22 protein-coding genes and 1 tRNA gene are annotated in these 19,427 nt (G+C 56.7%); 10 read left to right on the forward strand and 13 right to left on the reverse strand.

Annotated elements, in window-relative coordinates:
* A partial coding sequence (locus ACP5PX_RS05805; RefSeq protein WP_428084887.1) for a PAS domain S-box protein occupies positions 1-1,842 on the forward strand: 1,842 nt, incomplete at its 5' end.
* Between the two features lie 54 nt (positions 1,843-1,896).
* Here ACP5PX_RS05805 and ACP5PX_RS05810 read toward each other — a convergent pair.
* The 3 genes from ACP5PX_RS05810 to ACP5PX_RS05820 form a co-directional block, all read right to left on the reverse strand.
* Positions 1,897-2,157 carry a helix-turn-helix transcriptional regulator gene (locus ACP5PX_RS05810; RefSeq protein WP_428084889.1) on the reverse strand — a complete coding sequence of 87 codons (261 nt, stop codon included), beginning with the start codon at positions 2,155-2,157 and terminating at the stop codon, positions 1,897-1,899.
* 34 nt (positions 2,158-2,191) lie between these two features.
* Entirely contained in the window at positions 2,192-2,509 is a 318-nt protein-coding gene (locus tag ACP5PX_RS05815) for a transcriptional regulator (protein ID WP_428084891.1), read from the reverse strand.
* Between the two features lie 101 nt (positions 2,510-2,610).
* Positions 2,611-2,871, reverse strand: coding sequence for a helix-turn-helix domain-containing protein (locus ACP5PX_RS05820; RefSeq protein ID WP_428084893.1), 261 nt, complete (start codon positions 2,869-2,871; stop codon positions 2,611-2,613).
* 147 nt (positions 2,872-3,018) lie between these two features.
* Here ACP5PX_RS05820 and ACP5PX_RS05825 point away from each other — a divergent pair, with 147 nt between their 5' ends.
* The 6 genes from ACP5PX_RS05825 to ACP5PX_RS05850 all read left to right on the forward strand — a co-directional run bounded on the left by ACP5PX_RS05825 (position 3,019) and on the right by ACP5PX_RS05850 (position 7,967).
* Positions 3,019-3,492: a hypothetical protein gene (locus tag ACP5PX_RS05825; RefSeq protein ID WP_428084895.1), complete on the forward strand. Its 474-nt coding sequence runs from the start codon at positions 3,019-3,021 to the stop codon at positions 3,490-3,492.
* Between the two features lie 95 nt (positions 3,493-3,587).
* Positions 3,588-3,827 (forward strand): MoaD/ThiS family protein, encoded by a 240-nt coding sequence (locus ACP5PX_RS05830; protein WP_428084897.1) that lies wholly within the window; start codon positions 3,588-3,590, stop codon positions 3,825-3,827.
* Positions 3,828-3,852: 25 nt separating this feature from the next.
* A complete protein-coding gene (locus ACP5PX_RS05835) occupies positions 3,853-4,728 on the forward strand; it encodes an FAD binding domain-containing protein (RefSeq protein WP_428084928.1) in 876 nt (291 codons plus the stop codon).
* Entirely contained in the window at positions 4,728-5,207 is a 480-nt protein-coding gene (locus ACP5PX_RS05840; protein ID WP_428084899.1) for a (2Fe-2S)-binding protein, read from the forward strand. The genes ACP5PX_RS05835 and ACP5PX_RS05840 overlap by 1 nt, the downstream gene beginning before the upstream one ends.
* On the forward strand, positions 5,204-7,531 hold the full coding sequence (locus tag ACP5PX_RS05845; RefSeq protein ID WP_428084901.1) for a xanthine dehydrogenase family protein molybdopterin-binding subunit: 2,328 nt from the start codon (positions 5,204-5,206) through the stop codon (positions 7,529-7,531). Before ACP5PX_RS05840 ends, ACP5PX_RS05845 begins: the two co-directional genes overlap by 4 nt.
* Before the next feature lie 64 nt (positions 7,532-7,595).
* Entirely contained in the window at positions 7,596-7,967 is a 372-nt protein-coding gene (locus ACP5PX_RS05850; protein ID WP_428084903.1) for an MscL family protein, read from the forward strand.
* Between the two features lie 7 nt (positions 7,968-7,974).
* Here the strand turns inward: ACP5PX_RS05850 and ACP5PX_RS05855 are convergent, their stop codons facing one another.
* The 3 genes from ACP5PX_RS05855 to ACP5PX_RS05865 are packed head-to-tail and all read right to left on the reverse strand — an operon-like array spanning position 7,975 to position 10,286.
* On the reverse strand, positions 7,975-8,691 hold the full coding sequence (locus ACP5PX_RS05855; protein WP_428084905.1) for a hypothetical protein: 717 nt from the start codon (positions 8,689-8,691) through the stop codon (positions 7,975-7,977).
* A complete protein-coding gene (locus ACP5PX_RS05860; RefSeq protein WP_428084907.1) occupies positions 8,688-9,107 on the reverse strand; it encodes an iron-sulfur cluster assembly scaffold protein in 420 nt (139 codons plus the stop codon). The genes ACP5PX_RS05855 and ACP5PX_RS05860 overlap by 4 nt, the downstream gene beginning before the upstream one ends.
* Before the next feature lie 9 nt (positions 9,108-9,116).
* Positions 9,117-10,286: a cysteine desulfurase family protein gene (locus ACP5PX_RS05865; protein ID WP_428084909.1), complete on the reverse strand. Its 1,170-nt coding sequence runs from the start codon at positions 10,284-10,286 to the stop codon at positions 9,117-9,119.
* A 79-nt stretch (positions 10,287-10,365) separates the two neighbouring features.
* Here ACP5PX_RS05865 and ACP5PX_RS05870 point away from each other — a divergent pair, with 79 nt between their 5' ends.
* The 3 genes from ACP5PX_RS05870 (at position 10,366) to ACP5PX_RS05880 (ending at position 11,930) form a co-directional block, all read left to right on the forward strand.
* Positions 10,366-10,866 carry a hypothetical protein gene (locus ACP5PX_RS05870; protein WP_428084911.1) on the forward strand — a complete coding sequence of 167 codons (501 nt, stop codon included), beginning with the start codon at positions 10,366-10,368 and terminating at the stop codon, positions 10,864-10,866.
* Between the two features lie 82 nt (positions 10,867-10,948).
* Positions 10,949-11,156 (forward strand) — tRNA-Met (locus tag ACP5PX_RS05875).
* Between the two features lie 189 nt (positions 11,157-11,345).
* Positions 11,346-11,930 (forward strand): hypothetical protein, encoded by a 585-nt coding sequence (locus ACP5PX_RS05880; protein ID WP_428084913.1) that lies wholly within the window; start codon positions 11,346-11,348, stop codon positions 11,928-11,930.
* Positions 11,931-11,943: 13 nt separating this feature from the next.
* On the opposite strand, the gene ACP5PX_RS05885 is transcribed toward ACP5PX_RS05880, so the two are convergent.
* The 7 genes from ACP5PX_RS05885 to ACP5PX_RS05915 form a co-directional block, all read right to left on the reverse strand.
* Entirely contained in the window at positions 11,944-13,083 is a 1,140-nt protein-coding gene (locus ACP5PX_RS05885; protein ID WP_428084915.1) for an aspartate-semialdehyde dehydrogenase family protein, read from the reverse strand.
* 256 nt (positions 13,084-13,339) lie between these two features.
* Positions 13,340-13,666 (reverse strand): DUF6951 family protein, encoded by a 327-nt coding sequence (locus ACP5PX_RS05890; protein ID WP_428084917.1) that lies wholly within the window; start codon positions 13,664-13,666, stop codon positions 13,340-13,342.
* 151 nt (positions 13,667-13,817) lie between these two features.
* Positions 13,818-14,594, reverse strand: coding sequence for a 4-hydroxy-tetrahydrodipicolinate reductase (dapB, locus tag ACP5PX_RS05895; protein WP_428084918.1), 777 nt, complete (start codon positions 14,592-14,594; stop codon positions 13,818-13,820).
* A complete protein-coding gene (gene dapA / locus ACP5PX_RS05900; protein ID WP_428084920.1) occupies positions 14,591-15,472 on the reverse strand; it encodes a 4-hydroxy-tetrahydrodipicolinate synthase in 882 nt (293 codons plus the stop codon). Before dapA ends, dapB begins: the two co-directional genes overlap by 4 nt.
* A 2-nt stretch (positions 15,473-15,474) precedes the next feature.
* The gene (locus tag ACP5PX_RS05905; protein WP_428084922.1) at positions 15,475-16,704 is read right to left on the reverse strand and encodes an aspartate kinase; all 1,230 of its coding nucleotides are present in this window, start codon (positions 16,702-16,704) and stop codon (positions 15,475-15,477) included.
* Entirely contained in the window at positions 16,701-18,014 is a 1,314-nt protein-coding gene (lysA, locus tag ACP5PX_RS05910; RefSeq protein WP_428084924.1) for a diaminopimelate decarboxylase, read from the reverse strand. Before lysA ends, ACP5PX_RS05905 begins: the two co-directional genes overlap by 4 nt.
* Positions 18,008-19,363 (reverse strand): acetyl ornithine aminotransferase family protein, encoded by a 1,356-nt coding sequence (locus tag ACP5PX_RS05915; RefSeq protein ID WP_428084926.1) that lies wholly within the window; start codon positions 19,361-19,363, stop codon positions 18,008-18,010. The genes lysA and ACP5PX_RS05915 overlap by 7 nt, the downstream gene beginning before the upstream one ends.
* Positions 19,364-19,427: the final 64 nt, after the last annotated feature.

Raw genomic sequence — 19,427 nt, forward strand, 5'->3', positions numbered from 1 at the left:
TTCTTCCTGAGGACCATCAGCCCGGTTAAGGATGCCAGAACCGGTGAGGTCAAGGCCGTCAGCGTTGTGGGGAAGGATATCACCAAGCTCAAAAAGGCCCTTGAGGAGTTAAGGAAGTCTCGAGAGGAATACCGAAGCCTCGCGGATAACGTCGCCGACATTCTTCTCCGCATAGACCTGCAAGGGAACTGCACCTACATCAGCAGGAATGTGGAGGATGTGGCCGGATACACGCCAGACGAAGTCATGAAGATGAACATCAAGGACGTCCTCACGCCGGATTCTTACAAGGTTGCACTGGCGCGGATAAAAATGTGGAAGGAGGGTGCCAAGAGACTGCCCCCATATGTGGTCGAAGTCAGGACTAAAGACGGCAGGATAGTGCCCTTTGAACTGAAGACTTCACCCATCTTCGAGAAGGGAGAACTGAAAGGTTTCCAAATCCTGGCTCGTGACATCACCGAACGGTTGGAGGCCGCACGGGCCCTGGAACGAGCGCGCGCCTACGCGGAGACAATCGTGGAAACCGTGCACGAGCCCCTGGTGGTGCTCGACGCCGAGATGAAAGTGGTCTCGGCCAACCGCGCCTTCTACGAGTGCTTCAAGGTGACCCGGGAGGAGACGGAAAGGTACTCGCTGTTCGACCTAGGCAACCGGCAGTGGGACATCCCGGAGCTGCGGAGGCTGTTGAAAGACGTGGTTGAGAAAAACACCACTTTCAAGGAATTCGTGGTCGTGCACGACTTCCCACACATCGGAAGGAAGATCATGATGTTGAACGCCCGGCAGATGCGAATTGGCCCAACCGAGGAGCCGATGGTCCTGCTGGCCATCGAGGACATCACCGAGCGCCAGCAGATGGAAACCCAGCTCAAGCGCAGCGTCGACATTCAGACCGCTATCGTTTCCCTGCTGAGCCTCCCGCTGAAGCTATCTCTGGAGAAGCTGCTGAAGCGTGCCCTTGAAATCATCCTTTTCCTTCCGTGTCTCGGCCTTGAGCAGCGGGGCGCCATCTTTCTCTTTGACGGGGAGAAAAACGCTCTGACAATGAAGGTTCAAAGCAACCTTTCGGGACCGCCGCAGAAATCCTGTGCCTCAGTCCCCCTCGGCAGGTGCCTCTGCGGAAAAGCGGCGCTGGAGAGGAAGCTGATCTTCGCCGACCACGTGGACGAAAACCATGAGACCAGATACGAGGGAATGACTCCACACGGCCATTACTGCGTCCCGATCTTGGCGGAGGAAAAACTGTTAGGTGTGCTCAACCTCTACGTCAGCGAGGGCCACCGCCGCAATGAAGCTGAAGAGGAAGTCCTCCAAGCGGTTGCCAACGCCTTAGCCTTAATCATCATGCGCAAGAACTTTGAAAAGGAACAGCTGAAGTTCATCTACCGCACTAACGAACTCTCACCAGGCGAGTGCTACCTGCTCCGGTCCCACCGGGCGGCCTACAATATCGCTGCCCAGCTCATGCTGCTCGGCGTCCCAGGCATCTGCTTTACGCGGGAGGCGCCCGAGAAACTGATGGAGTTCGGGATACCTAAGGAAAACATCATCCTGCTGTCCTCCGTGCCCCTAAAGGATTTTGAAGCCATCGACAGCCTTCAGAACATCAGCATGAGGATCTCGGAGTTCGTTAAAAACAATCGGGAGTCGATCGTGCTTCTGGACGGACTGGAATACCTGACGAGCCGTTTCGGGTTTGACATGGTATACAAATTCCTCCAGGAGAAACGCTTCAACTTCATCGACAGCGACGCCATCTTCCTGTTGCCCGTCGACCTCGGCGTCTTCAGCGAACGGGAGAGGGCGCTCCTCACCAGCGAAATCAAAATCCTCGGTTAGAAATTCTGGTCCCAATACCTGACCGCCCGTCCTGCCGGCCTGCGCGGATGAAATTTACTTCCCCAAAAATTCCCGGTTAACCTTCAGGATATTGGTCCTGAAATAGCGCTCCTTAGTTATGGCGTGCTTGTGCTCCAGGTTTTTCACCAGCGCGCTCAGCTTTGACTTCGACATGTCGAGCTCACGTCTGAGCTTGTCCTGGTAGGCCACGCCATCCGATCGCAGAATCGCCTCGAGGATGCGGTGCTCGTACTCGCCGAACACATTCAAAAAGCCGTGTCCCTGACGCTGGAAGTCTGATGACCGTAAAACCAAACAGGCCACGCAACTTTAAAGTATTAAACCGCCTTCAAAAAAGCCCTTTCTTTTTCATCAAGCTGCATATAGCGCAGTAACGTCGGACCAAATCTGGCTGGGTGAGCTTGCCGCTGGCAACATCGTCGGCGAGGCTCCTGATATCCTGGCCGATTAACTTCATCAGCTTCTTTTCCAGATGGCTCTTCCCCCTAAGTGCACTCAGGTATTGGCTGACTGCGGGCTGCGTGATCCCGAGCTTCCGCGCCACCTCCACCTGGCTGAACTCGTAGCGCTTGACCAGGTCCTTCACTACCATCGCTCGAATCGTGGGCAACACTTGACCGCTCACTATTTCGCACTGCGGTTTCATTTTATCACCCATTACTTTATCGGCGGCTTGCCATATTATCCTGTTATATCATCCTGCCCGCATCTTAAAAAACAGGCGGGAGCTGAAAAATGATTGATCCGCTAGCTTCCCAGCTTCGCCTTCAGCCTTGACCAGAACCCCGGCTTTTTCTCAGCGGCCGCGCCTTCCTTCGGAACCGCGGCCCCTTCCTTTGGCTCCGTCTTGACCTTCTGATATTTCTCGATGTTTAGATATTTGTAAACGGTGAGATAGGACAGATTGAGCTCCTTCGCTATCTTCTGATAAGTCATGCCCTGACTTCTCAATTCCCGCATCTTTTTCAAAACTTCAGGATTTACCTTTTTCCTTTTATCAACTTTCATAATTTAGTGTTTCCTCTTTTTTGTATATTAATTTATTTTTCCATCAAAATGAACCTTAAAAACGGAGTTTTAAAAATTAACAAATCAAATCCTCAGGAACTTTAGGCAGATATATATGTTATTAAAATTATAAATGTTCGGTGAGCCATGGTGGAAAGAGGGCAATATGGCACCACCCTCATCGGACTTGGCGCCTTTCTGATATTTCTGGGGGCACTATTTCTCTTGCTGGTGTTGCTGGGTTATCTACAAAATCAAACATGGATCTTCTCCTGGATCACAACCAACCGGGCCGCTCTAGGCAGCATCATCCTCGGGGCAATCCTTCTCGGGGCTGGAATTCACACCCGGGCCGCCGTCAAAAGATACGAAAGAAAGCTGGAGGAGCTGGAACAAGCCAAAAGGCAGCAGGAGGCCGTATTGAGGGCTAGGGCCATCGAGCTCGGCAAGGCCCGGGCCAAGGCGAGAAAAAAGGAGATCGCCCTGAAGCTCACCCACGCCAAACTGAAGAAGGCCAGGCTGAAGGCGGAGAAAAAAGAACAGGCTTTGTTGAGGGTGCGCGGCAAGCTGGGCGAACGCAGCAAACGGTTGAAAAGGATAAGGAAACTGGCTGAAGTCTGAAAAATCGCCAAACGCTTCCACACAACACCGACCACCTTGGCAGGTTAACCATAAAAGCATCAAGGTCGAGAATTTCCTGCAAAAAGAGGATTTCGATGAGCATCCGCGTCAAGGTTGAACTGATGCCCGGGCTCAAGCCCGTCCGCAAGGAAAATGTCTTTGAGATGGAGCTGCCTTCCGACATCACCCTTAGGGAGACGTTGCTGGAAATTGGGTTTCGTGAAAACGAAATCGAGCACCTCCGCGCCTTTGTGAACGAGGAACTTGCCCCGCTGGATAAAACATTAAAGGATGGGGACAGTATCTGGATTGGAGTCGTCATAGGGGGCGGGTAATATCACGAACACCTACAACCGTGCTCTGCTCTGGGACTTTGAGTACTTCGAGCCCGTGACGATCTCCGAAGCGATAAACTTGCTCAACAGGTTCGGCGCTGGGGCCAAGGTGATTGCCGGCGGCACCGACCTGCTGGTCGACATGAAGGACGAAAAAATCAGGCCGAAATTTTTAGTCAGCATCATGAAAATCCCCCAACTGAAATACATCATCGAGGATGGTGGTGCCCTTAGGATTGGCGCGGCGACCACTTTGGCGGAAATTGAAGAGTCCCCGATCGTTAGAGAAAAATACGGGCTCATCACGGAGGCGGTAAAGGCGCTGGGAACCGTTCAGGTCAGAAACATGGCCACCATCGGGGGCAACATCTGCAACGCAATCCCCTCCGCCGACTTGCCGCCAGCGCTGGTGACCCTTGACGCTCAGGTAAAAATAGCGGGGATTAACGGGGAAAGGACGCTGCCGCTTGATGAATTTTTCGTAGGCGTAAGGAAAACTAGGATGAACAACGAGCTACTGACCGAGATTACCGTCAGGCAACCTCCAGGGCACTCAGGGACGGCGTTTATCAAGCTGTCGAGAACTTCCGAAGACCTAGCCATGGTAAACGTGGCCACTAGGATTACGCTAAACAAGGAAGGTGTGTGCCAGGAAGCCAGGATCGCAATCGGTGGGGGGGTTGGCCCCACTTTGCTCCGGCCCAGAGAAGCAGAAAAAATCCTGGAAGGGAAAAAGCTGGACGAAGAAACTATCAGATTGGCTGCCGAAATCTCCTGCCAGAAGTTCCAGTGCCGGCCAACATCGATCCGGGCCCATCCGGAGTATAAAATTGAAGCGGGTAAAGCTCTGGTGAAACGCGCGCTGGTAAAGGCGCTGGGAAGGGCTGGAGGAGGGAAGTGATGTTGCGAGAAATAGAGTTCACCATCAACGGGAGAAAAAGAAAATTGACCGTCAGGCCCAAGGATTTGCTGCTGAACGTGATCAGGGATGAGCTGGGGCTGAAGGGAACCAAATACGGCTGCGGGACCGGTGAGTGCGGCGCCTGCACGGTCCTCCTCGACGGAAAGCCGATTCTGTCCTGCCTGACGCTGGCCGTCGCCGTCAACGGCAGGGACATCACTACCATCGAGGGCATCGGAACGGATGAAAACCTGCACCCCATCCAGCAGGCCTTCATCGACGCCGGGGCCATCCAGTGCGGCTACTGCACGCCGGGGATGATTATCTCGGCCAAGGCGCTGCTAGATAGAAATCCGAACCCCAGCGAGGAGGAAATCCGGCAGGCGATAAAGGGAAACCTCTGCCGCTGCACCGGCTATGTCAAGATAATCGAGGCCATCAAACTGGCCGCTGAACGCATGCGGGGTGAAAAACGATGAAAAACTTTAAAGTTGTGGGAAAAAGCGTAAGGAAGATCGATGCCGCTCCGCTGGCGAGAGGAAAGCCGCTCTTCACCGATGATATCAAGCTGGAGGACATGCTTCACGCCAGGATCCTCTGGAGCCCCCACGCCCACGCCCGCATCAGGGACATTGACACCAGCGCGGCCGAAGCGCTGCCCGGAGTTCACGCGGTGCTCTGCTACAAAAACGTGCCGAGGGTGCTGCACACGAGCGCGGGACAGGGCTGGCCCGAGCCCTCGCCTTACGACATGGTGATGTTCGACAACAAGGTGCGCTACGTCGGCGACAGGGTGGCTGCCGTGGCCGCGGAGACGGAGGAGATCGCGGAAAAGGCCCTCCGCTTGATCAAGGTCGACTACGAGGTCCTGCCGGCGGTCTTTGACCCGGAAAAGGCGATGGAAGAAGGGGCGCCGGTGATTCACGATGAACCCGACTGTCACCAGGTTCTGCCGCTCTTCTACGATCCCAAACACAACCACTGCGCCCACATCGAGGTCAAGACTGGAGACTCCGACCGCGGGCTGAGCGAGGCCGACATCGTGATCGAGCACACGGTCAAAAACCACTATGCCCAGCACTGTGCCCTCGAGCCCCACTCCTGCATCAGCTACCTCGACCATACGGGGAGAATCGTGGTACGCAGCTCCACGCAGGTCCCCTACTACGCGCGCCGGATTATCGCCCACTGCCTGCAACTGCCGGAGAGGATGATCCGGGTGATCAAGCCACGCATCGGCGGCGGGTTCGGGTCCAAGCAGGAAATCGTCGTCGAGGATGTCTGCGCCATGTTCACGCTGAGAACCAGGCGGCCGGTCAGGCTCGTCTTCACCAGGCCCGAGGTCTTTGTCTCCACGAGGACCCGCCACCCGATGGTGATGAGGGTGAAGACGGGGGTGAAGAAGGACGGGACCGTCACCGCCATCAAAATGCGCGTGATCAGCAACACTGGGGCCTACGGTCCCCACTGCATGACAGTCCTCGGCAGCACCTGTGCCAAGACGCTGCCCCTCTACCGGTGCCAGAACATCGAGTTCATCGGGGACACCGTCTACACTAACCTGCTCAACGCAGGGGCCTACCGGGGCTACGGCGTCCTCCAGGGAACTTTCGCCATGGGCATCATGATGGACGAGATGGCCCACGCGATCGGCATGGACCCGGTCGAGTTCTGGAAGAAGAACACCATCCGGGTCGGGGAAACCTCGCCCATCTTCAGCGCCCTGAGCGAGATCGGGAAGGGTGCCGAGCAGAAGGTCGACAGCTGCGCCCTGCCCGAATGCATCGACCGGGGCGCCGAGGCCTTCGGGTGGAGGGAAAAGCGCGAGCGCTACCGCAACCAGCCGGAGGGTCCGATCAGGCGCGGTGTGGGGATGGTCTGCACGGTACACGGTGGCACTGTCGCCCTGCTGGACGCGAGCTCGGTCACGGCGAAGATGAACGAGGACGGCTCCTTCAACCTCCTCATCAGCGCCAGCGACGTCGGCGGCGGCTGCGACACCGTGCTCTCCCAGATCTTTGCCGAGGCGATGAACATCCCGCTGGAGGACGTAATTGTCTACGCCACTGACACCGACGTCACCCCCTACGACAAGGGGGCCTACGCCTCGGGAACCACCTACCTCTCAGGACTGGCGGTGATCAAAACTGCCGAGGAAATCAAGAAGCAGATATTCAAGGTGGCCTCGGAGATGCTGAACGAGCCCGCAGAGAACCTGAGGCTGGAGAACAAGGGAGTGGTCTCAAAACAGAGCGGCAAAAGGCTGGAGTTCGGACAGATAGCCAAGCGCGCCATGTACAGTAAGAACCAGTTCCAAATTGCGGCCACGGCGTCCGAGTACAGCCACCTGCACCCGCAGACCTTCACGGCCCAGTTCGCCGAGGTCGAGGTCGACATGGAGACGGGACAAGTCAAGGTCCTCAATTACGTGTGCGCGGTCGACTGTGGCACGGCCATTAACCCGACGCTGGCCGAAGGTCAGGTTGAGGGATCGATCGTCAACGGCATCAGCTACGCCCTCATCGAAGAATTCGTCTTCGATGAAAACGGCCGAGTGCTGAATCCCTCCTTCAGGGACTACAAGATCTTCTCCGCTCCCGACATCCCTAAGATAAAGACCATCCTCGTGCCCAGCTACGATCCCACCGGTCCCTTCGGCGCCAAGCCCATCGGGGAGCCGGCCATGGACGGGGTTCTGCCCACCATCTCCAACGCCATCTACAACGCCATCGGCATCAGGTTCACCGAATCTCCCTTCACGCCGGAAAAAGTCCTCAGGGCAATAAAAAGCCGGAGGGGCTGAGTGATCTACCGCACCCTAAAAAATTTAAGCTCAAGGGATTGCCTTCAACTGGGCTGGTGACCGCTTGGCCGATAATAACGAGATTCTGGAAGAGCTGCGCCAAATCAGAAAGCTCTTGGAACCAAAGCCCGCACCGCCGGCACCGGTGAAGAAGGGGTTCATCGCCGAATTCATGGAATTCATCAGCAAATACAAGGTGGTGGGGATGGCCGTAGCCTTCATCATCGGTCTTTACCTAGGTGCTCTAGTACAGGCACTGGTGAACGACCTAATCATGCCGATAATCCAGCTGGCAGTCCCGGGGGCGACGTGGGAAACAATAGAAGTCGGTCCCTTCCGGGTCGGCCACTTCCTTGGCGCCTTGATAACCTTTCTGATAGTCGCGCTGGTGATCTTCCTCATCGTGAAAATGTCCAAGAAGTGGGGCCTCGAATAACTCCGACCTATTTCTCTTCCTTCAACTTAGATTCCAGCTGCTCCGCTCTAGCCAGCAACAGCAGACCCAAGAGGGCCTCCTCCTTGCGCGGCGTCTCCATCGTGAAATGCAAAGCCAGAAATCTGGCCCTCTGGAGCCTGTTCTCGTAATCTTGAGAGGGGAGTCCCTCTAAGCCTTCCAGTGCAGCGTGCCCCTGCCGAAGCAGCTCCGCTCCGGTAATCTCCGAGAGTTCCAGCGGCTCCTCCTCAGGCCGGAGACATTTCCCACACTTTCCCGAGACACAGTTTAACACCGGCTCTCCACAAACGCTGCATACCGCAGCACCCCAGATTAGGCGCGAGACGGAGTTGGCGACCCTCAATATCTCCTCCCGGTCCATCGCCTGCTGGATCTTGATCTTCCCATTCTTGAAGATGCTGATGTCCCGACCGCCCCACCTCAGCTTGGCCACACCGAGCGCCTCGCTGCACCTGAGGTCGGCAAACCGGTGGCGGTGAACTCTCAACAGGGCACAGAGTTTCCCAGGGTCGAAAAATCGGGAATCGATATCTTTGGTGAGCTCGATGTCGGCCATCAGCTTCCCCCGCTCCGAGGTGCAGGGCTGCACGTAGAGCAGGGCGTCCTTCCTGACCCCGACCAGTTCCCTGACATCGATCCCCCTAAAAGCCAGACAGTCCTCCCGGAACCTAGGAACGGTGACCCTGCTTCCAGCCACCGTCATCATCCCTGCGGCCCGCCGCCGGACTTTATTTTTCGGTACTCGGCGAGAGCTTTCTTCAGCGTTTTGTAGGCAAGCACGGCGCAGTGCATCTTTATCACCGGCAGTCCTCCCAGTGCCTCGGCAATTTCCTTGATCTGCAGCTTTTCGGCCTCAGCGACCGTCTTCCCCTTAATTAAATCCACAGTCACATCACCGGTGGCGATGTTAGCCGCACATCCGAAGGAGAGGAACTTGGCGTCGACTATGCGGTCGTTTTCAATCTTCAAAAACATCCGGAACATGTCCCCGCACTGGGGGTCGCCCTCCTCCGCCACTACGGTCGGGTTCTCCAGCTCCCCGATGTTTCTCGGGTTCCGGAAGCGCTCGAGCAGCTTCTCGCTGTACTTGAGCATCCCGCGCTCAGTATATTCTACCGACATTTCACCACCTCACAGCTGCTCCGGCTTCACCGGGCTTATCCTCCTGAGATGTTCCACCACCCGCGGCACCACGCTCAGCGTGTAATCTACCTCCTCCTCAGTGTTATACCGGCTCAGGGTGAACCTTATCGTGCCGTGAGCAACCGCGGCCTTGACCCCGATCGCCGTGAGGACATGGCTGGGCTGCAGCTTGGTCGTAGAGCAGGCAGAACCCGTGGCAACCGAGATCCCGTTCAAATCAAGGTGCAGCATCATCGACTCCCCCTCCACCCCCTTAAAGGAACAGCTGACGTTTGCCGGGCTGCGCTTCTCCCCGCGAGGACCGTTGATCACGGTGTAGGGGATTTCCTCAAGTCCGGAGAGCAGCCTGTCGCGCAACCTCCTCATGTGGGCGACATCGCGGCCGAAGTTCTCCGCCATCAGCTCGGCGGCCCGGCCAAATCCCACGATGCCCGGCACGTTCTCCGTCCCGGGTTTCAGTTTGAACATGGAGATGTAACCATAGGTCACGGGCTCGATCGGCGTCCCCTCGGCGATAAAAAGGGCACCGACCCCCTTCGGGCCGTGGACCTTATGGGCGCTCAGGCTCAGCAGGTCGACACCCATCTTTTTCACATCAACTCTGACCCTGCCATAGCCCGCCGCCGCGTTGACATGGAAGTACACCTTTTCCCGGCGTCCGCTGAGGATTTCGCCGATCTCCTCGACAGGTTCAATGGTACCGATCTCATCGTTCACGTTGGCCACGCTCACCAGAATAGTCTCCTCGGTAAGCCGCCTCTCCAATTCGGCGGTGTCGACGAAGCCCTCCTTATCCACGGGAAGATAATCGACCTTGAAGCCCTCCTTCTCCAGCCTCTCGCAGACCCTCAGAACCGAGGGATTCTCCACCCTGCTAGTGATGATGTGCCGGCCCCGATGGCGGTTGGCATAGGCAACGCCGCGGATGGCCATGTCGTTGGACTGGGTCGCCCCGGAAGTTAAGACCACCTCCTCCGGCCTGGCGTTGATGGTCCCCGCAATGATCCGCTGCGATCTCTCCACAGCCTCGGCCGCCTCCAGACCCGGTGTATAGGGAAAAATAGGATGGCCGAATTTCTCCGTGAAGTAGGGAAGCATGGCCTCCACAACCTCTCTAGCGACCGGTGTAGTCGTGCCGTTGTCCAGATAGACCTTCACACGAGCACCAAGGGATAATAACGCCTTGATAGCTTATACTTTTTATTCTCACCCGAGCCATTTACTCTAAAGTGGTCTGATGGATGAGTTCACCTTCAGGGCCGCCTACGCGATATTCGGGGCAGTGCTGCTAGCCTTGCTGTTCTTCATCTTCAGCCGCAAGCTGGACCGAAAGCTCTTCGCGGTCCCCGTGGTGGTTGGCTTCCTCTTCTCGGCAATTACCGCGCAGTTCATCGGCGGCGGCGTGGCCTCGCCTCTGTTCGGTGGCGTCCTGACCGGCTATCTGGTAAAAAACACGACGAAGTGGTCAACCCTCTTCAGAGCCGGCGCCGCCAACGCCGCCCTGACTCTGGCCGCTCTGTTTCTGCCGGCCCACCTCACCCTCTACCAGACCAGCCTCGCGGACCTGCTGGCAATGATCTCAACGGCCGGATACACGATAACTGCGGAGCAGTTCCTCTACCTGCTCATCAGCAACTACCTCCTTTATTTCGTAACCATTTTCACCTTCCTCACCGGGACAGGCGCCATCCTAGGCAACTACCTGCGCAGAGTGCTGATGCCCAAACAGCACCTTTAGAAGTTCAGAAACGCAAAAACCGCAACCCATTTATCTCCAAAGGAGCACACGGTTTCACGGTAGCGGGAGAGCTACCCTCCGTAGCGAGCCTCGGGCCTACAAGGGTAGGGCAGCATGGAGTGCCCGCCGGACGTGGGAGAACCACGGGCGAAGCTCATAAGGCGTCAAGCCGTGGGTTTGGCGCTCCTGCGAGACCCGGAGTCATCCGTGCCAAGACACGGGTGCCGGAAGTCGGTGGTTCAAGAGAGAACGGCGGTTGCCGGTCTCTGAAGTTCCACCCCCCGCTACCACCTGCTGATCTTCAAACCGCGACCGATTTTAGAAAATGAGGACCCTAAGCTGTCCAAACGGTGGGTCAAGTTTTATCAGGCTCAATCGGCCGAGGAAAAATTGGCCGGGCGGCATGCATCAATGCTGCATTGAAAAACGAACCAAAAATCTCTTCTTCTTTGACAACAGACAATTAACGGGATGATGCCTTGGTAAGCTTTCTTTTCATTATAGTTTCAACCTTCATCTTCGGCCCCCTTGGCTCCACGCCCTACTGTTTTTCCCAAGGATTGTCCATCATCGAAACAGCTGTACTCGTGAGCATCGTCCACGCCGCCTTGGTCCCAATCTGGTTTCTCATCTTAGAGGTCATCCGTTACCGGTTAATTTACGAGAATCGTCTGCTAAGGAGAATCACCAGCGGCGCCTGGGCCAAATCCGGAAGTATCCGGGCCCGCTTGGAGAGGAACGCCAAGGAGTTTGAACGCCGGGTGGGTCAGAAGGGATTCGGCCTGGGTGTGGTGGTGTTCACCTTCACCTTCGGCGTCTCCTGGGCCGCTCTCGCCGCCGTGATGCTCAACATCAAGAAAAGCACCATTATCTACTCCATCGCGATCGGTGCGGTGGCCTCAAGCGTCTTCACCGCAGTGGCCTTGGGGACCATCGGGACCCTGCTGCCCAGCCCCTGGCTCCTTTATCTCGTGGGCGCGGGTGCCATCCTGGTGATCTTCGGCCACCAAAAATACCGCGAGCGCAGGCTGCTGCACAGGCTCTACAGGCAGAAAAATCTGTGAGGCAGGCACAGGCTCATTTGATAAGCCCGACGCGGTAAAGATACTCGGCCGCCAGCACCGCCCCCTTCGCCGCGCCCAGCTCGGTGTTATGTGAAAGCACGGTGTACTGAAAGCCCTTCTCAAAGACATTAGGCTCCACGCCACCGATGACCGCGACCATACCTCCCTCAACCAAGCAATCGAACCTCGGCTGCGGACGGTCAACTTCCTCGGTGACCACAATGGGCTGCTTCGGCGCGGTCGGCAGCCCCAACCGCTGCGGCTCCCCGCGGTAACTCCTCCAGGCCTCCTTCAGCTCGTCAACGGTGCATCTGTCCCTGGTCTCGACGAAAACCGACTCCGTGTGCCCATCGAGGACCGGGACGCGGTTGCACTTGCAGGCTATCTTGAACGAAGCCGGGACAATTTTGCCATCGACAAAATCACCCAACAGTTTCACCGTCTCCTTTCTGACCTTCTCCTCTTCTCCCTTGATGTAAGGGATGACGTTGCCCTCGAAGGTTCCTGGGACAAAGTCGGGCAACGGCTCGGGCAGGCTGCCTCCCTGGGCGCGGCGCTGGTTCGCCCAGTTGCTCACCGCCGCATACCCGGCTCCCGAAACCGCCTGCATGGAAGCCATCGTCACCCGCTCCAGACCAAATCCATCGTAAACCGGTTTCAGTGACATGACCAAGCCAATGGTCGTGCAGTTGGGCTGCGGGACCACGAATCCCTTCCAGCCCCGCCTCCTTTGTTGAATCTCGATAATTTTAGCGTGGTGTTCGTTGACACCCGGTAGGTAGGTGAAGCTGTCCTCAAAATATCGGTAGGCCGAGGCCGTGCTGACCACCGGCTTTTCCCGGGCAATTCTGCCCTCCACTTCAAGTGCCGTTTCCGACGGCAAAGCGGAGAAGAAGAGATCAACCTCATCGCCGCGGACCTTGTTAACGTCCGCCACCTCCAGATCAAGGATCCTCTTCTTAGGGGCGGCTTTGACGAACCATCGGGAATCCTCGGTTCCGTATCCCAGCGCATCGGCATAGCTCTTCCCCGCCGACCTCTCGGAAGCGAAGAGGGCTGAAATCTCAAACCACGGGTGGTTCTGTAGGTTAACGACGAACTTCTGCCCCACCTCTCCCGTAGCCCCCAAGATGCCCGCACTAATCTTCGTCACCTTGACACCTGCCCAATTCTCTTCAATGCTAAAATTTATGAACGAACACCTTTTTAACGGTTATTAACTAAACGCAGCTGGTGATTCGTTGCCCCGTCGGAAATACGGTCACATGGTCGGTCCACTGCCACAACCGCCCAAGCCGGAAAAATGCCGCTTCTGCAGATCCGGGAGACCCTGCCCCTTCCACAAGCAGAACCCGCGGAACGGCGGCTAGAAATCACAGCGGTAACGTTAACCGGAGCTTCGTCAAAGGCTACTCAACAAAAATAATCTTAAGCTCCTTGTTGTCTAATGCCAAGTTTTTGGAAATGAGCTGGTTCTCTATCCAACAGGCGTTCATCACCGCGACTGGTACGATGCAGGTTGGTGTCAGACGTGCTTCGTGTGCCCGCGCAAATATCGGGCTCGTCTCGGCCCGGTAAAGGTCCTCCTTTCTGACCGCGACCAAAAGCTCACCGTAACTCTTTACCTTGAAGCAACCGCTATCCAGCTTCAATCTGGTTATTTGACCATCGCTGACCGCCGTAATCAGTGTCCTAAACCCACATAGCTTGCTCTCGGCGATTACCTTGGTCGGCATTTTCACTACCAACGTTTTTCCCAACTAGTGTTTACCAGAATATAATCCCTTCCCTCCGGTGCAGAAATCAATCTCAAACGACGGAAAATACTGGGAAAAAGGGAATTTCTTGACAAGAACCCGTTCCAAAGTTACATTTTAGGCGCCCAAGTCAGCGCAGCCCAAGTACGTCCTGCATGTCCTTTATAATCCCGGGCTTGCCCTTCTTGATGACATACCGAATCGCCTTCATTGTACCAACGGCGAACACTTCGCGGCTTTTCGCCCGATGGGTGATCTCCAAGACCTCAAAGGAGTTGGCGAACGCCAGCGTGTGATCACCAACGACCTCCCCTTCCCTAATCGACTTGATCTTGATTTCTTCAGGTTCAATACCAAACTCCTCAGCCACGATTTCCGCGGCTCTCAGCGCCGTTCCGCTGGGGGCATCCTTTTTGTAAACGTGGTGTACCTCGACCACGCTGGGCTCGTAATCCCGGCCGAGAACTTTGGCGGCTTCCCGGGCCAGCTTGAAAAACACGTTAACCCCGACCGAAAAGTTGGGCGAAATTACGGCCCGGATCCTTCCCCGCTTTATCGCCGCTTCTAGCGTTCTTCTTTGTTCCTCCGTGAAACCCGTGGTGCCCACGACGACGGAAACCCCCATCCGCGCCGCCGTCTTCACATTCTGCACCGAGGCCTCCGCTGTGGTGAAGTCCACGAGGACATGCGGCTTAGTTTTTCTAAGTACCTCGCTCAGCTTACTCGACTCCACGACATTAACTCCCAACTTCTGAACGCCGGCAATCAGGCCGGCATCCTTTCCGATCATGGGGTGCTCAGGCACGTCAATGGCCGCCACGAGTTTCATGTCCTTCTGACCGGCCAGCTGGCGGACGATCAACCTTCCCATCCGCCCGGCCGCCCCGCAGACCGCAACCCGAATCATCTCAGCAGCCCCATCTCGACCAGCACCCGGCGCAACCGCTCCTGATTCTCCGGCTGCATCTCGACCAAGGGCAACCTGTAACCCCCGGCGGGCATCCCCATCCAGTTCATGGCTGCCTTCACCGGTACCGGGTTGGTCTCAAGAAAGAGCGCCTTAAAGAGGGGCATGAGTTCCTCATTCAGCCTTCTCGCCGCCTCGATATCCCCGGCGCGGAAGGATTCGACCAGCCTGGCCACCTTGTCGGGCACGATGTTGGAGGCCACGGAGATAACGCCCTTGCCCCCCAGCTTCATGATCTCAAAGGTTAGGGCGTCGTCACCGGAAAGCACGGTGAAATCCTCACCGCGGGTCAACTCGATAATCCGGGCCACCTGATTGAGGTCCCCGCTGGCCTCCTTCACGCCGACGATGTTCTTCAGCTTGGCCAGCTTCGCCATCGTCTCCGGCAGCATGTTCACCCCGGTGCGGGAAGGGATGTTGTAGATCACCTGGGGGATATCAACCTCCTCGGCCAGCTTCTTGAAGTGGGCGTAGAGCCCCGCCTGGGTCGGTTTGTTATAGTAGGGCACCACGATCAGCGCGCCATCGGCTCCAACCTCCTTCGCGTGCTTGGTGAGCATCAGCGCCTCCCAAGTGCTGTTGCTCCCGGTCCCGGCCAGAACCGGTACCCTGCCACCCGCCTCGTCAACGACGATTTCAATGACGCGGTTGTGCTCTTCATAGGACAACGTTGGCGATTCCCCGGTAGTGCCGGTCGGGACCAAGCCGTGAATGCCCTTTTTGATCTGGAACCTCACGTTCTCGCGGAGGCCCTCCTCATCAACCTTTCCCTCACTGTCGAACGGAGTCACCATTGCAGTATATGCGCCCTCAAACATGATCAACCCTCAATCTCCTTCATCGCCTTCTTGAAGAGCCTCAGCGCCTGTTCACGGTCATCCCATTTGACAAAGAAGCTGATCGATGCCCGGCTGGAAATTATCTCAATGATGTTGATTTTGGCCTGGGCGAGGGGCTCGGTGAGCTTCGCAATGACGCCCGGCGCGTAAATAAAGCGCTCGCTCTCGGTCACTATCATGGCGATGTTGCCCTCGCCTGTGATTGCCTTCAGCTTGCTGCTCAGCACCACCTGGTGGAGGAGATCCATCGCCCTCTTCGCGTCCTCCTCTGCCAAATAAATGGAAAAGGACCTGGGACCGATGGAAACTGCGTAAATATTTATCCTCGCCCTGCTCAACGGGGCCGAAAACTTGGCGAGAATGCCTGGGGTTGTTTGCATGGACTCACCCACAATCGTCAGCATCGCCAGTGGTTTTTCATGCAGCCATACTCCGGACAGATTATCACCCCTCGGGCCAATTATCCTTGTTCCCTCCGCACGTAAATTACCATGCCTATAATGTATAACCTTGGCGCTTATCTCCGGATCCTTGTAGGCCATGGCCCTCGGGTGCATCACCTGGGCCCCAAACCGGGCGAGATCGGTCATCTCCTCGACCGTGATGCTCTTCAGAAGCCGGGCACCTGAGATTTTGTTCGGGTCGGCCGTCATGACTCCCTCAACATCAGTCACGATGATCACCTCATCGGCCTTCAGGCACCTGCCTATCAGAAAAGCGGTGATATCGCTGCCCCCCCTGCCAATTGTCGTCACATTGCCCTCCCGGTCACGCCCCAAAAAGCCGCAGATGACAGGGACCACGCCCTTCTCGAGGAGAGGAACGATAAACCTCTGCACCCGCCGCTTGGTCGACTCGAAGTCGATATTCGCCATGCCGAAGTTGCTGTCGGTGATTACCGGCCAGTTCTCCATGCCCGGATCCAGATAGACCGACTTTACCCCCAAGCTCTTCAGGGCCGCGGAGAAAATGCGGGCGCTGGTGCGCTCACCCATCGCCAGGATATCATCGAAATCCCAGGGATCAATCCTGCCCTGGGTGCTGCCCTTGGCCGCCTGCACCAGATCGTCGGTATACTGACCCATCGCCGAGACCACAACAGCGATCTGGGTCCCCTTTCTGTACTCATCGTGAACTGATTTGGCCCCAAGCCTGATGCGATTGGCATTGCCCACGCTGGTCCCGCCGAACTTCACCACAACGCGCCTCATAACAACCAGCTCGGAATCTGGTCGAGTCGGGTCAGGTCCTCGTAAGTCTCTCTTTTCCTCACGACCTCAGCCTTATCTCCGTTAACCAAGACCATCGCCGGCCGCGGCTGGGCGGTGTGCTGGCAGGCCATGGCTAGGCCATAGGCGCCGACATCAAAGACCACGGCCAGATCACCCGGCTCTACCTTTGGCAGTTTCCTATCCTTCCCGAGAAAATCCCCAGACTCGCAAAGTGGTCCAGCCACATTAACCAAGTGCTCGTTTCTCTGGTTCATCTTGTTGGCGAGTTCAATGTGGTGGTAAGCTCCATAGAGGGCAGGCCTCATCAGGGCATTCATGCCGGCATCCACTGCCACCCAGTCGGGCATCCCCGGGCGCTCCTTCGTGTAACCAACCCTCGCCAGTAACACGCAGGCGTCTGCGACTATGAAACGACCCGGCTCTAATAGCAGCGTTGGTTTCTCCAGTCCCTTTTCCTGTACCACCCGCCTCACCACGCCAACTACCTTCTCCGCCACCTCTTCCGGAGGCAGTTCTCTATCCTCCGGTTTATAGGGAATTCCGATACCGCCGCCTAGGTCGACGAACTTGAGGTCAATGCCGAATCGTTCCTTGATCTCGCTGACGATCTTCATGAGCTTTTCCGCCTCCTCCACGAACGGGGCCGCATCAAGGATTTGAGAACCTACATTAGCATGGATGCCCAGTATCTCAACCGAGGACATTTCTTTGGCCCGCTTGTAGGCCGCCAAGGCCTGGCCGCTGATGACGTCAAAGCCGAACTTGCTTTCCCTGAGACCGACGGCGATGTAGGGGTGTGTATCGGCTCGGATATCTGGGTTTATCCTGAAACCGATCCTCGCCCGCTTGCCCAGCCGGAGCGCGATTTTATCGATCGCCTCCAGCTCCTGAAAGCTGTCGACGTTAATCAGGATATCGTTAAGTATGGCCAGCTCCAGCTCACGTTGGGTCTTGTAATTGCCGTTGAAAACGATCTTTTCACCGGGGATGCCCACCTTCAGGGCGATCCTCAGCTCCGTCTCCGAGCTGACATCGGCGCCCGCTCCTTCTGACTGGAGGACCTTCACCACGGCCATGTTCGAGTTGGCCTTGAGGGCATAGTGGACCCTTGCCTCGGACCATTGGCTAGAGAAGGCTCGATAGAAGCGCCGGTATCTCTCCCGGATCCGCTGCTCATCAACAACGTATAGTGGGGTGCCAAACCTCTCGGCCAGCTCCACCGCGTCTAACCGGCCGACCACCAAGTGGCCCAGCGAGTTCACCGAAAAGTGTTCCTTGAGCATCAGCATTTTCGCTCGACCTCTCGCAGGGACTCCTCGAGGAGATCTAGGCCGAGGTCGAGTTCTCGCTCAGTAATTGTCAGCGGGGGTGCAATCCTTATGCTCGCATTGCCGCCTCTGAAGACAATCAGGCCCCGCTTCAAGGCCTCGGCCACGATCATGTCACGCTCCTTGACTCCGTGCTGCTTCTTCTCCTTGTCCTTGACTATCTCCAAGGCCAGCATCAGGCCCAGCCCCCGGGCTTCCCCGATTATCTTCGAGTTCTCTTCCATCTCCTTCAGCCTCCGTAAAGCCCTTTCGCCGAGATCGGCCGCCCTCTTAACGAGCTTCTGCTCCTCAAGGATCTTCAACCCCTCAATTGCCGCAGCGCAGGCGACGATATTGCCGCCGAAGGTCGAGGCGTGGGCGCCAGGTTCCCAGTCCATCACCTCGGCCCGAGCAATTATGGCGCCTATCGGAGCTATGCCGCAGGAAAGCGCCTTGGCCAAACAGATGATGTCAGGAACAACCCCCCAGTGCTCGATGGCAAACATTTTACCGGAACGCCCCAGACCGGTCTGAACCTCATCAACTATGAAGAGCCAGCCGTGCTCGTCGCAGAGTTCCTTGATCAACTGGTAATATCCCGGCGGCGGTATGATGTAACCTGAATTTCCCTGGATGGGTTCGGTGATAATTGCCGCCACCTCCTCCGGCGGCACGACCTTCTTCAGCTGATCCCGGATGAAATCCACGCAGAAAAATCCACAGCCGGGATGGCTCTTGCCAAACGGGCAGCGGTAGCAGTAAGGATATGGAAGGTGGGTGACTCCGGGGACCAGCGGCGAGAAGTAGCGGTGGTGCAGCACATTTGTGGAGGAAAGGCTCATCGCGCCAAAGGTTCGACCGTGAAAGGCACCGGTGAACGCTAGCATCCTCGGGCGGCGGGTGTGCCAGCGAGCGCACTTAAACGCCGCTTCAACGGCCTCCGCCCCGGAATTCCCGAAGTACACCCTCTTGGGGAAATCACCCGGAGTTATCTTCACCAGACGCTCAGCTAGCTCGACCTGGGCGGGGTAGTAGAAATCTGTGCCCGCAAAATGGGTCAACTTCCTGGCCTGCCTGACCACGGCCCTGACGATGCGGGGATGCGAGTAGCCGTAGTTCAGAACAAACATGCCGGAGGAAAGGTCCAGAAACACGTTGCCGTCTAGGTCCCTAACATAGCATCCCCAGCCCTCCTCCGCCGCAATTGGTTCGGTCCTGGTGTAGGAAGGCGACATCACCTTCTCATCCCGGGCCACGAGTTCCCTCGCCTTGGGTCCAGGAATTTCCCTGATCACCCTCGGTCCGCCCTTGATCCACGAAGGCCTTGACATGAGATCACACCAACTCCTTGCTTCTTTTCTCCTTAAATATTTGAGGAAAAATCATTTTATCAAC

Source organism: Hadarchaeum sp. (SeqCode) (genome assembly GCF_049969415.1).
In the GTDB taxonomy this organism is placed as follows: Archaea; Hadarchaeota; Hadarchaeia; order Hadarchaeales; family Hadarchaeaceae; genus Hadarchaeum.

What these genes read in the sequence shown, in the direction of transcription:
- ACP5PX_RS05815 (WP_428084891.1), bottom strand. Translation starts at nt 2,509, where the DNA reads ATGAAACCGCAGTGCGAAATAGTGAGCGGTCAAGTGTTGCCCACGATT.
- ACP5PX_RS05820 (WP_428084893.1), bottom strand. Translation starts at nt 2,871, where the DNA reads ATGAAAGTTGATAAAAGGAAAAAGGTAAATCCTGAAGTTTTGAAAAAG.
- ACP5PX_RS05825 (WP_428084895.1), top strand. Translation starts at nt 3,019, where the DNA reads ATGGTGGAAAGAGGGCAATATGGCACCACCCTCATCGGACTTGGCGCC.
- ACP5PX_RS05830 (WP_428084897.1), top strand. Translation starts at nt 3,588, where the DNA reads ATGAGCATCCGCGTCAAGGTTGAACTGATGCCCGGGCTCAAGCCCGTC.
- ACP5PX_RS05840 (WP_428084899.1), top strand. Translation starts at nt 4,728, where the DNA reads ATGTTGCGAGAAATAGAGTTCACCATCAACGGGAGAAAAAGAAAATTG.
- ACP5PX_RS05845 (WP_428084901.1), top strand. Translation starts at nt 5,204, where the DNA reads ATGAAAAACTTTAAAGTTGTGGGAAAAAGCGTAAGGAAGATCGATGCC.
- ACP5PX_RS05855 (WP_428084905.1), bottom strand. Translation starts at nt 8,691, where the DNA reads ATGATGACGGTGGCTGGAAGCAGGGTCACCGTTCCTAGGTTCCGGGAG.
- ACP5PX_RS05860 (WP_428084907.1), bottom strand. Translation starts at nt 9,107, where the DNA reads ATGTCGGTAGAATATACTGAGCGCGGGATGCTCAAGTACAGCGAGAAG.
- ACP5PX_RS05870 (WP_428084911.1), top strand. Translation starts at nt 10,366, where the DNA reads ATGGATGAGTTCACCTTCAGGGCCGCCTACGCGATATTCGGGGCAGTG.
- ACP5PX_RS05890 (WP_428084917.1), bottom strand. Translation starts at nt 13,666, where the DNA reads ATGCCGACCAAGGTAATCGCCGAGAGCAAGCTATGTGGGTTTAGGACA.
- dapB (WP_428084918.1), bottom strand. Translation starts at nt 14,594, where the DNA reads ATGATTCGGGTTGCGGTCTGCGGGGCGGCCGGGCGGATGGGAAGGTTG.
- dapA (WP_428084920.1), bottom strand. Translation starts at nt 15,472, where the DNA reads ATGTTTGAGGGCGCATATACTGCAATGGTGACTCCGTTCGACAGTGAG.
- ACP5PX_RS05905 (WP_428084922.1), bottom strand. Translation starts at nt 16,704, where the DNA reads ATGAGGCGCGTTGTGGTGAAGTTCGGCGGGACCAGCGTGGGCAATGCC.
- lysA (WP_428084924.1), bottom strand. Translation starts at nt 18,014, where the DNA reads ATGCTGATGCTCAAGGAACACTTTTCGGTGAACTCGCTGGGCCACTTG.
- ACP5PX_RS05915 (WP_428084926.1), bottom strand. Translation starts at nt 19,363, where the DNA reads ATGTCAAGGCCTTCGTGGATCAAGGGCGGACCGAGGGTGATCAGGGAA.